Here is a 13,073-nt window from a genome sequence, read left to right on the forward strand (position 1 = left end):
TATTTTGCGTTTTTCAACTTGCGCTTGCGGGAATCGTCATAATTTGGATTGACGAAGCGAGCGGAGGTAGACTATACTGAGAGCGCAATTGAATTGCGCAATAAATTTGCGCAGCAATCACCATTATGGGAGGGACGTTATGAAAAGGTCTGCACCATTTTTGAAAGCGATTGCGGTGTTATTGTCGTTTGGGTTGCTGACGGGAGGTTCGCTAGGGGTGCCGTTTCTTGATAAGGCGTCAGCCGCTGTCGGTTCGATCACCGTTCATTTAACGGAAACGCAAGAGGCTTTCAAAAATCCCTTCAAGGGATTCAGGCCTACCCGCTTCATGAATGACACCGGATTTTCGAATCATGAATACGGAACTGTGTTCAAGCACTATATCAAATACACGGATTTGGAAAACGCGGCGTCGGACTCCGTTCAGAAGATCAAGGATTGGAGCAACGCGGCCTGGGCAGGAATCGAAAGCCAGAATAAAAAGGTGATTCCTCGCGTTTTCATCGTATACCCGAACGGAGGAGAGTATTGGCCGCAAGGCGTCCCTCACGGCGACGTGACGACGCAATGGACGACGGATGTCTTGAAGAACCGTCTGGTGGCCTTCATCCAGAAGCTTGGTCAAGCTTGGGATAACGATCCCCGAGTCGCCTATATCGAGCTGGGATTGTGGGGGAATTGGGGAGAGCATCATATTTGGCCGGATACGCTTGCCGACGGGACCGATCGCATTCCGCTAAGCTTTCAGACAGCATTAGGCGACGCTGCATCGCAAGCTTTTCAAAACAAGAAAGTTCAGGTAAGGTATCCCGAAACGTTCCAGAATTATGACTTCGGGTTTTTGTGGGATTCTTTCGCCTTGATCGACGATCTGGCAGGAGGGGAAGGCATTGTTGCAAGAGATGTCTGGAGAACGCAAATCAACGGCGGCGAAGTTGCCTACGATTGGGGACAGAAGCATATCCAGCCCGGCGATTCTCCGAATGACACCTTAAGCGATCCGATCCATCGGAACTACGTTATCGATTGGATCAAAAAGACGCACACAACCAGTCTTGGTTGGATCGATCTGTACGATGCCGGAAATCCCGCCGTCTCGCAGGGAGCTGCGTTGATGCAGAAGGAATTCGGATATCGATTCGTCATCAACCAGGCGACATTTTCCGGCAGCGTGGAGCCAGGCGGAACGATGAACGTATCCTTTCAAGTTGTAAACAAAGGATCGGCTCCGTTCTATTATGACTGGCCTGTAGAAGCCAGTTTACTGCGCAGCGATCGCACGGTAGCTTGGAAGGGACTTTTCGACAACGTGGACATTCGGAATTGGATGCCGGGCGACGATTGGAACAGTTCGACACGTCAATATAATCAAGCGCCAGCCGTTCATCAAGTTTCCGGCGCGTTTACCATTCCTTCGAATATGCCGGCGGGAACCTACACCTTGGCACTTTCCATTCTTGACCCTTACGGCTACAAGCCAAGCGCCAGATTTGCCAACGCCAATTATTACACAGGCGGGCGAACGCCGCTCGGAAAAGTGGGAATCGGCATGGATCCCGCCGATCAGAACATAGGTCCTTTCGATAATCTGAAATCGGACAATACGCTTTCGTATAGCCTGACTCAAACTCCATATGACGGCGGCATTTCGGGAGGCGGCGGAACGAACGGCTTGCTGCTGGACAACTTCGACAACTCGCCGGGCTGGCCGGGAGCCAACGATCTCGGCATATGGGCAGGCGCCAACGGGTTTGCAAACGATGCAGGCGTCATCGAATCGGGGGCGTTGAAGCTTCAATACAACAACAACGGATGGTTCGGCTCCGATATCAACCAGAGCATCGCGAGCTACTCGAAGATGGTGATTCGCATCAAAGGCGCAAATGGCGGCGAGCAAAATCATTTCCAGCTCACGATCGGCGGAGTGACGCAAACCTTGGCGGCTTTCAGCGGAGATACGATAACGACCGGCTACAAAGATATTGAAATTGATTTGGCATCGAACGGCGTAAATCGCAGCAACCCCGGACAATTGTCGATGTCATTCTGGCATGGAGGGAACAGTTCGATCTGGATCGATGAGATTCGTTTCGAATAATGGCGTATGAAACGTCAAACAAGACCGGCCTGCGGGCCGGTCTTCATCTTCTGCCAGGGTGGATAAACGTCCGTTTTCCGTTATTGAATTTTTTTAAACCATGGCAACCGGGAAAGAGGAGCCTTGACTTCGACCCGGATGGGCCCCTCGACTACGCTTCCGTCATCCCCCTGCCATCGGCCTTCCGGAAATTGGATCGTTCGAGTCGTCTGTCCCTTATGCAAGACCGGGGCAACCAGAATGGATTCGCCAACCATGAATTGATCCTGAACGGAATGGAAGCCTTGATGAGGAAAAACGAATTCCAGACTGCGCAGGATCGGAAGTCCATCTTTCGCGGCTTGGTTTGCAAGCTCGAAGAGCAGAGGGCCTAATTCCGTTCGAATTCGTACGGCGTCCATGCACCAGGACAATTCGTCGCCGGTCAAAACTCGCCATGGCGCCATGGAAAACTGCATCACGGGAAATAAAGCCGAGCATTGAACGTAACGGATAAAAAGTTCGGAATCAAAACGGAAATCGGGCGAATTAATGTCGCCATCCATCCCTCCGCCAACCATGTCGGGACAATTGAAGGCATATCCCAGCAGGCCCTGGGCGATTGCGTTGGGGATTAAGCCCCCCAGTCCGGTCGCATCCCATGTGTGCGTTTTATCGCGTTGCCGCTGGATGAGCGGCTGTCCTCCGAGTTTCCAGCACATGCGCAATTCGCTAAGCGCGTAGCCGATTCCCAAACGAGCATAGCATTCGCAATCCTCCATCGGGCGGACAGGGCGCGACCATGCGACGTCCTCCGCAACGTCATTCGTCAGATCGGGCAACAGGGGTTCTCCCGCGTCCAACTTGAATCCGTCGACCCCGTATCGTTCGATCAGCCTGTCTAACTGCTGCTTGAACCATGCGGATCCTTCCGTGCTCGTGTAGTCAACGACCGCACTGTACCCGTTCCACCATCTTCTCAGGACAGGAGTGCCGTCCGCATGCTTCATCAAGAGCCCAAGATCGCGCAATTGCCGGAATTTGATGCTGTCGGGACTCACATACGGGCATACCCAGAGCATGATTTTAAACCCTAATTCGTGCAAAGCATCGATCATCCCGGCGGGGTCGGGAAATCGATGCTTGTCGAAGTCCCAGGTTCCATAGTCCTGCATCCAATTATCGTCGATGATGATCACGCCCGGGGGAAAGCCGTTCCGAAGGATGGACCTTGCGTAATCGAGGAGCTTCTCCTGCGTCGGTTCGTAAAACATTTCGACCCAAGTGCAATATTGCGGCGCTACAAAGGCCAGTTCGTCAGGCATAATGCCGGAAGGGGGAAATGCGCATGGCTTGCATGCCGGTAAGCGCCTTGAAGGGTTTCATGTCCGTCTTCAATCCGTATGTCCTGTTTGTGATCGATCGTAAGGGTGTTCTCGTTAAATGAAAAGGCAAACGGCTCTTCGCTCCAAATATACCTTCCCCGATTGGAGAGCAGCAAAGGGGACGCTTGATTGTCATCCGTCAAACGCAAATCGCGCGAATGCGGACGGCTGCCAAAAGGCATCAAATGCCCTTCGTTTATAACGCCTCCCCACCAGAATTCTCCGGGCTTTCTTTCCAATGTCGTGATCGTCATGGCAGACACTCCTAAGTCATGTGATGAAAATAATTTGCGCAATTATTTACTGTTATTATGGATGAATTTATCTTTAAAAGCAAATCTTTTTTATCTTAACAATTAGGCATTCGATCTTAAAAATGAGGCATTTAAAACGGTTTTAACCTTCGATTAAAATAAGCTTGTAAAGAGGAAAAGCGTCTTCTTGCTCCATAGTTTACGCAAAAATTTTCCTTAATCAATTTTCTAGGGGGATGTCAAATGGTAAAACGAAACAAGTTTTCATTCGTGTTTGCGGTTGTCTTCATCGCTTTTGCTTTGGTTGCCGCTGCATGCAGCGGCGGCTCGAACAACGCATCGGACAAGGGTCCAAACAACAGCGCAGGGGGAACGGCGGAGGAGCCCCAAAAGAATGTAACGCTTACCTATGCCATTTGGGATAAAATTCAGCAGCCGGCAATGGAAGCGATTGCGAAGGAGTTCACGGCCGAAAATCCGCATATCGAGATCAAAGTCGAAGTCATCCCGTGGGGCGATTATTGGACCAAAATGTCCGCTGCGGCTCCGGCAGGGACGTTGCCCGATGTTTTTTGGATGCACGGAGGTCAATTTGTCAAATATGCGACGGGCAATTTCCTCGAACCGATCACGAGCAAGGTGCAGGCCGGGGAAATCGATCTGAGCAATTATGCGGCAGACCTTGCTTCCATCTACACGCTGAACGGCGAAAATTACGGCGTGCCCAAAGATTTCGACACAATCGGTTTGGCGTACAACAAAGAGCTGTTCGATCAAGCCCATATTCCGTATCCGGACGACACGTGGGATTACGCGAAGCTTGCCGAGGTTGCCAAGCAATTGAGCCAGCCGGACAAAGGCATCTACGGCTTTGGCGCGAAACTGGACACGCAAACCGGTTATTGGAACGATATGCTGGCGAATGGCGGGAGTATTTTGTCCGACGATATGAGCAAGTCGGGGTACGACGAACCGGCTTCGATCGAAGCTCTGCAAGCCCGGTATCAAATGATTCTCGACGGCGCTTCTCCGACCCACCAGCAAATGACGGATACGGAAGCAACCGAGATGTTCAAGTCCGGAAAATTAGCGATGATCTTTGACGGGTCCTGGCGGATCAGCGATATAGACGGCAGCGAAATTATCAAGGGAAAATGGGATTGGGCGAAATTGCCTATGGGCAAGGTGAAAAGAGGCAACATCATTAACGGCTTGGGCAACGTCATGTCCGTGGCCGGAAAGAACAAGGAAGAAGCCTGGCTGTTCCTCAAGTTCCTCGGTTCCCAAAGAGCAGCGGAAATCACGGCGGAAATGGGCGCGGCCATTCCGGCATTCAACGGCACTCAAGAAGCGTGGCTGACTTCGAAACCGCATTTGAATCTCAAAGTGTTCACCGATCAAGTCGCCGATGCGATTCCGTATCCGAGCGGTTCCAAGTCGTACCCGGTATGGTTTGCGAAAGAACCCGAGATTATGTCGCAAGCATGGGGCGGAGCCATCCCGGTAGAGGAAGCCGCGAAAAAGGTCGCGGAGATGATGAATCAAGCGATAGCCGAAACGAAATAAGCCAACTGTTCAAATGAAAGGGATTCGGGGGACGTTCTTGACGATCGGGAACGTCTCCCTTGATAGGGAGTGGTCAGATGAATTCCAGAAGCAGGTATGCGTGGGCCTATTTCATGATCGCGCCGACCCTTATAGGCACACTGGTTTTCTGGGGATGGCCGGTTGTCCAATCGATTTTGCTGGGCTTTCAGCGGTCGGAGAATTTCGGGCTCGAAACGTATTGGGTTGGATTAGACAACTATGCGAAGTTGTTTCATGACGAAGAGTTTTGGCAGAATCTCCGCAACACCTTGTACTATGTTGTACTGTTTGTGCCGCTTACGCTTGCGCTCTCTACATTTTTCGCCGTCCTGCTGAATACGAAGATCAAAGCCTTGTCCGTTTACCGTGTCGTTTTTTTCTTGCCTCAAGTCACGATGCCCGCAGCGGCGGCGATGGTTTGGGTCGTCTTGTTCGCTCAGGACTTCGGGCTTGTCAATCATATTTTGGGAACCCGCGTAGCCTGGCTGTCCGATCCCCGTTATGCCATGTTCGTGTTGGTGATCGTCGGCGTATGGGGGGCGATCGGCTTGAATATGCTGCTGATTCTCGCGGGCTTGCAAGGGATACCTAAAGCGCTTTATGAAGCGGCGGAAATCGATGGCGCCCGAAGATTCAACAAATTTCGCTATATTACCGTTCCCATGCTGACGCCGACGCTTTTTTTCACGAGCATCATCCTTTTGATCGGAGCGACGCAAATTTTCGACTCCATCTATCTGATTATCGGAAAGACGAACGTAGCGCTTCCATCCGTTCGCTCGCTTGTCTATGCGTATTACCAAAACAGCTTCGTTTATTTTAATCCCAATTATGGCGCCGCGATTATTAATGTCTTGCTGTTGATTAACCTTTTGCTGACGGGGATTCAATTTGCTTTTCAGAAAAAATGGGTCGTTTACGAATAAGGAAGGGGGTGACCGAAATGCGCATCTCATCGGCGAGGAAGATCAACTTGATCGTTCATATCATTCTGATCATCAGCGCCGTCGCCATGCTCGTACCCTTTGTATGGATGGTGCTCACTTCGCTGAAGACAACGACGGAAGCCACGCAAATTCCGATCCGTTATTTTCCCGAGGCCCCCAGCTTAAGAGGATATATCGAGGCGATCAAGCAATCGGAATTTCCATATTACTATTTGAATACCGTGTTCACGGCTTTCATGAAGACCGTGTTTCCGGTCATCTTTAGCTCGATGGCGGCATATGCCTTCGCCCGGATCAGGTTTCCGGGAAGTTCGATTCTTTTTGTCGTGATTCTGTCGGTCATGATGGTGCCCAATCCTGTTTTTTATACGCCGCAATATATGATGATGAGCGACTTGGGCCTGGTCAATACGGTTACTGCGCTTTGGATTACCTCGTTGATCAGCCCGTTTGCTACCTTTCTTTTAAGGCAATTTTTCTTGTCCATATCTAAAGAATTGGAAGAAGCGGCCGTGTTGGACGGCTGCAATCCATTTCAAATTTATTGGCATATTATGCTTCCTTTAGTCAGGTCGGCTTTAGTCGCCATTGTCATCATTCAACTGCAGTGGGCATGGAACGAGCTGCAATGGCCGCTCATCATTAACAGCTCGCCCGAGAAGATGACCTTGTCGTCAGGCATCGCGACACTCGTTTCCATGTTTGGGACGGATTACCCGGTATTGATGGCAGGGGCCTTCATGGCGGTCGTTCCGATGATCGTCCTCTTTTTTATCTTTCAAAAGCAGTTTATCGAAGGCGTCGCCTTCAGTGCGCATAAAGGGTAAATCGGGATAACCGAATGTTGGATGGAATCGGGGCACATGACATTCAAATGCATGTGCTCCTGTTCCTGTCTTTATGGCAGGCACCTTCATGGCGGCAGCGCGCTTTGATAGAATAGGTGTAGGCTAGCTAGAGGCTCTATCGTAAAGGAGGCAGCGCTTGATGAAACCTGCCGTCATGGGCATGGTTGCGATACTTTTCATGTCTCTGACGTACGTCCTGTACAGTAAATATATCGGCCCCGACTTGTCCGATTCGCCTCGATTCGACAATGCCGACGGCGCGGATCGGCCGGAGGGAGACGTGCCGGAATCATTTGTCGCTTTGAAGGTGATTATGCCAGGCGATCAGTCGGCTCGAATGGCGGACTTCGTCGAGAATGAATTGAATGATCGGCTTAAGCAAGATTTAAATATGAAGCTTGAATTGACTTATATTCCGTGGTCCAATTACCAGCAAAAACTGGAACTGGCCTTGTCGACCGGAGGAGATTACGATTTGTTCTGGTACGGCGCGCCATTCGTCTCCGTTTATCACACGAAAGGTTATATTCAGCCGTTAGACAAGCTTCTCGACCAATATGGGCGGGATCTCGTCGAACAGATTCCCGAAGAAAACTTCGAGCAGAACCGGATCGACGGGAAGCTTTGGGCGATACCGTCTCAAGCCTTTACGTCCGCCGGGAAATTCTCCTCCGTTATGGTTCGCCAGGATTTGCTGGAGAAGGTCGGCATGTCGGAGGTAAACACAATTGCCGATTTGGAACGGTTTTTTGAAAGGATGCACGCCATCGATCCAAGTTATTACGGGTATTTGGAAACCGACCGAGGGCATGAAATGTTGTGGCGCGAGTTAACGGATCGAAACTACTCCTCGTTGGATGAGCGAATGTTATTTATGGTGGATGAAGATTCCGGGGAAATGCTGAGCTATGTGGAGTCCGATTTATACAAAAAGGTGGCTCAATTACGCGAGTCATGGGTGGAGAAGGGTATAATTGACCAGAATCTGGTAGGCAATCCGGCGGCGAAGATCGATCAGGAAAATGCGGGAAAGCTCCTTTTTCGCGTAGGTGCGGTCTCCAGGGCGATGGAGAACCTGCAAACGGCACGGAACGCCGATCCGAATGCCAGGCTTCGGGAGTATTATCTGGCCAAGGAAAAGCCCAAGTTCATTACGACCCCCAGCAATGAAGCCTTTATGATTACGGCTGCGTCGGAAAATCCCGAACGCGCGATGATGTTTATGAATTGGATTCTGCGCAGCAAAGAAAATTATCGTTTCATTATTTACGGGGTTGAGGGAAAGGACTACGAACTGGAACAAGGGAAAATCGAGTTTTTGACGAATGACCAGTTCATTTACGAATGGATGTGGCGAAACAAGGACTATTTTATCCCGCCTGCCGGCGTAGAGGATGACATCATCCAGGATATGCTGACGAATGACGAGAACTCCCGCATTTCCAAGCTGTTCGGGTTTCATTTTAACGAGGCGCCCGTCAAAAATGAGATCGCGCAGGTCATGGCGGTTTACAAGGAAAAATTCGAGCCCATCAATTTTGGCTTGGCCAGCTATGAACAATATTATGAAGATGCCATCGCAGCTCTCAAAAAGGCAGGCTTTGACCTTGTCTTTGCCGAATTAAAAAAACAGTACTCGGAATTCCGACTCCAACATTAGATGCCGAGCCCGATTTTGAGAGGACGATTCGATCTTGAGCAGATTCAGCATATTCACGAAACTGATCGCTACTTTGTTTATTTTGCTTATCCCGATTTTGCTCCTGTTTGTGGTATCGAATCGAACAAGCACGGGCGTATTGACTGACGAAATTATTAAAGTGAAGCGATATCAGATCGAAACGTTCGCAAGCCAACTGGATCAGCTGTTTTTCCAATTCGATACCTATCAGAAAATGTTGTATGAAAGTACGGATGTGCGCAATTTAGCGTATCCCGATTTGCTTGACGATGTTTTGAATAAATATAGAATCAATCGAACCGTCTCGGAGGAAATTAATCGGCTTGCCGGTTATGGCGATTGGAAAGCCGTCATCGCGGTCGTCTACCCTCGTACCGGAAACGTCATTAAAAGCAGTTCCAGTTTGAATGCGCTTCCAAATAAACTTCCCGCACAGGATACGTTTTGGCAATACTATTCCGATCCCCATGAGGATTATTTCATGGAAATCTTGTCTTATCCGGATAACGCTGCGGAATCGGGCGAGGCGCATATGAGAGTCGTGCTTAAGTTCGGCGTGGCCGCCTTGCGCAGCGCTTTAACCGAATTTAAAGCGAACGGTTCGGGGGATCCCTTTCTGTACCATCCGGAAGAGGATCCTATTTACAATTATTCCGTTAATTTTGATCAGATTGACGAATTTCTTCCCGATCTCAAGGGGCTTGATTCTTCGGCGGATAGCGGATATTTGTTGCTTGAATCCGACAATACGAGATTTCAGGTCCACTATCAAAAACTGGATTCATTAGGCTGGTATTTGGTTGATTATGTGCCCATCAGTCAAATTATGGCGCCGATCAGCCGAAACCGGATGATGTTTTATGCGATAAGCGGCATGCTTCTGTTTATGGGGGCCTATCTTGCCTTTGTCATGTATCGCAATATTCAGATTCCATTCCGGAAACTGATTCGGAACATGAATTTGATTGAGAAGGGGATTTATTCCATTCGCATGGAAGACAAGCCCAAAGGGGAGTACCGTTTTCTTTATGAAAGATTCAATTCCATGGCGTCCAAAATCGAGGAGTTGATTGAGAATGTTTATAAAGAACAGCTCCGGTCGAAGGAAGCGACGCTGAAGCAGCTGCAATCGCAGATCAACCCGCACTTTCTCTACAATACGCTTGCTTACATCAAAAGCATGATCGAGTTGAATGAAAACAGAGCCGCCATTTCGATGACCATGAACTTGAGCAAGTACTATCGGTATACGACCAAAACGGGGAACAAGATGGTGCGGCTGAAAGAGGAACTGGACTTGGTGAGTTTTTATCTGGAAATCCATTGCATGCTGAGAGACGATTTTGAATTCCAGATCGAGACCGAGCCGCAGATGGAAGATATACGGGTTCCACGGTTGATTGTACAGCCGCTTGTTGAAAATGTAATCCTCCATGCGTTCAAAAATCAATCGGAATACGGAATGATTCGAATCCGATGCTGGAGGGAAGAACGCATGAACCATATAGCGGTCGAGGATACGGGCGCGGGGGTTGATCATTCCTTTATCGAGTCGATGAGAAAGAAAATTTATACGAATAACGAAGAAGTGGAATCCGGGCTGAAAAACGTTCATCAACGTCTGCGTTTAATGTATGGCAGCGGCTCGGGATTGCGGTTGAGCAAATCGAAATTGGGCGGACTTTGCGCAGCATTATGTTGGAGCGATATGGAAGACGTGTCTTGACGAAGGAGGAACAAAAATGTACGAAATCTTGATCGTGGACGATCACACGCACTTGGTTGACAGTCTGGCGATCGGGCTTCCGTGGGAGCTAATGGGGGTCTCTAATGTCTACAAAGCCTATTCCGGCGAGGAGGCCCTGGAGCTGCTAAATTACCGTTCCGTTGATATTGTGGTCACGGATATCCAAATGAACGGAATGACCGGACTCGAATTGATCGCTCGAATAAATGAGAAATGGAAAAACACAAAGGCGGTTATTTTAACCGGATATGATGAATTTCAATATGCGAAGGAAGCCATCCAGCAGCAAGTATGCGATTATTTACTGAAGCCGGTATCGAACGAGGACTTGGAAAAAACGCTTCGCCATATTATAAACAAGATTACGCAAGAAGGAAATGCGCTCCTGAATCAGCAAAAATTTTATTACCGGTTCAAAGAAAGCTTGCCCAAATTAAGAGAGATGTTCTTGTTCGATTTGCTGTCCGGCAAAAATTACCCCCTATCCGTTTTGAAGGACAAGATCCAGCTGGTCGAGCTGCCCATTCAAGCCGAAAGGGAAGCCATCCTCTTATGCATGAGAGTGGAGGAGGATAACTCGAATACGGATCTGTACAGCCTCTCGTTGATCGAATATGCCATGTTTAATATTGTAGAAGAAGTATTTTCGAGTCAATTTCATGTGATCTATTGCAAAGATTCGTACGATTATTTGATTTTCCTGGTTCAATCGAAACAAATCGAACAATCGGATCCCGATCGCTCCGCCGTTATGATTGAGGACCTGGCCCGGCTCTCCCAGCATCAAATCAAATTATATTTAAAATCGAAAGTGTCCATTGTCCAAAGCAATTGGGGGGAGTTTCCAAAAGACATCCTGTCCATGTACCACTCCGCATTATCGATCTATACCGATTATATCGGCTACCAGACGGAAAGTTTTTTTCAAGTAACGCAAAAGAAAGAAGCGTTCGACATTCGGCCGTTTACGGAGCTTTACCGTTCCCAAACGTTAATGGAGTTAATCGAAATCGAGCAGTGGACGGCATTCGAGAACAAGCTGACCCGGATATTCGACGAGCTCGAAGGAGCAGGCAGCGGGGCCCGTGAATACGGGGTTGAAATCTATGTTGCGTTGCTGCATGCATACTCCTATTATTTGCACAAAAAAGGCAAACGGATTTTTGATGTATTTGGCAGAGACATCGAGAAGATGCTGAAAATCGATGCAAGCTGGAGCGTGGAACCTTTGAAGGAATGGGCTTTCGGCAGCTATGTACAAATCAAAGCGTACAGCGACAGCTATTCGGACAATATACGTTCCGACTTGATGCAACGGATTCGCCGATTCATCCAAGGGAATATAAAGGAGATCACCCTTCAAGCGGTAGCCGATCATGTCCACCTGCATCCCGTATACGTATCCAACTTATTCAAGCAGGAGGCCGGAGAGAACTTCTCCAACTACGTCCTTCGCCTGCGAATGGAAAAAGCGGTACAATTGTTGAAGCACAAGGATTTGAAAATCAGTCAAATTGCGCACGAAGTCGGCTATCAGAAACCGCAGTATTTTATTAAACTGTTCAAATCCCAGTACGGGATGACGCCGCAGGAGTTTAAGAACCATTTATGAAGTGGCAGCACCTATATGCTGCATAAAAAACAAATTGAAAATCAAGAACGAATCATTGCTCGTCTCGATCTTTTGCTAAAGGAATTGAAATTGAATAAAATGAAGGACGAGTGAGGAATCAAAAGAAGGAGGGAACGTCATGGAAGTTTTCGCAGAATATTTAGCGCGCATCGATAATCCGGAACATCGGGCCCGAACGGAAGAGGTTTTGGCTTGGGTAACGAAAAAATTTCCGAATTTAGCGCCCAAACTGGCGTGGAATCAGCCTATGTTTACCGATCACGACACCTTTATTATTGGCTTCAGCGTTTCCAAACGTCATTTGGCCGTCGCCCCCGAACGGGCAGGGATGCAGCATTTTTCGGATGAAATTGTCCAGTCCGGCTACGATCACACCAACGAGTTGGTCCGTATCCCGTGGGGGAGTCCGGTTGAATTCGCTCTGCTTGAGAAATTCATTGAATTCAATATTTTGGATAAGGCGGACTGTCCGACGTTTTGGCGGAAATAAAGAATGGGATTTTTTACTTGATAGAAGCCTGGATTTTTGATATGATAAGTTCACAAAGCTACTCACGATAACGGCAAACTTGTCGAAAGGCAAGGACGCAAAGCTATAGGGCCTTCATGACATGATGTCAATGGCAGCCAGCTACCGAACGAAGACGCTTTTTTTGTTTTTATTGGACTTGCTGTTATTTCAAATTAAATCTTGCAGGAAATCAAGCTTTGGACTCTAGTCCAAGGCTTATTTGGATTTGTTTAGAAAATGTACAGTTTCTGGTGCTACAATGGCGAAAGCCCATTTGGTTCTGAAAAACTATCAAGCGCAAGGAGTCATGCGCCAATAGGAAATGGCGGAGGTGATGAGCTCGATGGTCCCTTATCGGTACCGTCCGATGGGTGCATGGTGCGATTTGCGCACGAAAGGCAAG

The 13,073-nt window shown here is 48.6% G+C and carries 9 protein-coding genes and 1 riboswitch; of the genes, 8 read left to right on the forward strand and 1 reads right to left on the reverse strand.

All coding sequences use genetic code 11. The features are described from left to right. The first annotated feature begins 160 nt into the window (after nucleotides 1–160). Entirely contained in the window at nucleotides 161–2,098 is a 1,938-nt protein-coding gene (locus JW799_RS21095; RefSeq protein ID WP_205431551.1) for a DUF4832 domain-containing protein, read from the forward strand. Between the two features lie 80 nt (nucleotides 2,099–2,178). On the opposite strand, the gene JW799_RS21100 is transcribed toward JW799_RS21095, so the two are convergent. Further along, nucleotides 2,179–3,402 (reverse strand): glycoside hydrolase family 31 protein, encoded by a 1,224-nt coding sequence (locus JW799_RS21100; protein WP_240353363.1) that lies wholly within the window; start codon nucleotides 3,400–3,402, stop codon nucleotides 2,179–2,181. A 557-nt stretch (nucleotides 3,403–3,959) separates the two neighbouring features. Here JW799_RS21100 and JW799_RS21105 point away from each other — a divergent pair. The 7 genes from JW799_RS21105 (at nucleotide 3,960) to JW799_RS21135 (ending at nucleotide 12,649) form a co-directional block, all read left to right on the forward strand. Beyond that, the gene (locus JW799_RS21105; RefSeq protein ID WP_205431553.1) at nucleotides 3,960–5,282 is read left to right on the forward strand and encodes an ABC transporter substrate-binding protein; all 1,323 of its coding nucleotides are present in this window, start codon (nucleotides 3,960–3,962) and stop codon (nucleotides 5,280–5,282) included. A gap of 77 nt (nucleotides 5,283–5,359) precedes the next feature. Beyond that, entirely contained in the window at nucleotides 5,360–6,229 is an 870-nt protein-coding gene (locus tag JW799_RS21110) for a carbohydrate ABC transporter permease (RefSeq protein ID WP_080839210.1), read from the forward strand. A 47-nt stretch (nucleotides 6,230–6,276) separates the two neighbouring features. Beyond that, nucleotides 6,277–7,077 (forward strand): carbohydrate ABC transporter permease, encoded by an 801-nt coding sequence (locus JW799_RS21115; RefSeq protein WP_420830651.1) that lies wholly within the window; start codon nucleotides 6,277–6,279, stop codon nucleotides 7,075–7,077. 160 nt (nucleotides 7,078–7,237) lie between these two features. After that, nucleotides 7,238–8,758 (forward strand): ABC transporter substrate-binding protein, encoded by a 1,521-nt coding sequence (locus tag JW799_RS21120; protein WP_205431556.1) that lies wholly within the window; start codon nucleotides 7,238–7,240, stop codon nucleotides 8,756–8,758. Between the two features lie 34 nt (nucleotides 8,759–8,792). Further along, nucleotides 8,793–10,505: a sensor histidine kinase gene (locus JW799_RS21125; RefSeq protein WP_205431557.1), complete on the forward strand. Its 1,713-nt coding sequence runs from the start codon at nucleotides 8,793–8,795 to the stop codon at nucleotides 10,503–10,505. A 16-nt stretch (nucleotides 10,506–10,521) separates the two neighbouring features. Next, complete coding sequence (locus JW799_RS21130) at nucleotides 10,522–12,138, forward strand: response regulator transcription factor (protein WP_205431558.1); 1,617 nt, start codon at nucleotides 10,522–10,524, stop codon at nucleotides 12,136–12,138. 139 nt (nucleotides 12,139–12,277) lie between these two features. Then, a complete protein-coding gene (locus JW799_RS21135) occupies nucleotides 12,278–12,649 on the forward strand; it encodes an iron chaperone (RefSeq protein WP_205431560.1) in 372 nt (123 codons plus the stop codon). A 62-nt stretch (nucleotides 12,650–12,711) separates the two neighbouring features. After that, a riboswitch (cyclic di-GMP riboswitch) is annotated at nucleotides 12,712–12,798 on the forward strand. Nucleotides 12,799–13,073: the final 275 nt, after the last annotated feature.

It is taken from the genome of Cohnella algarum, assembly GCF_016937515.1.
GTDB classification, from domain to species: domain Bacteria; phylum Bacillota; class Bacilli; order Paenibacillales; family Paenibacillaceae; genus Cohnella; species Cohnella algarum.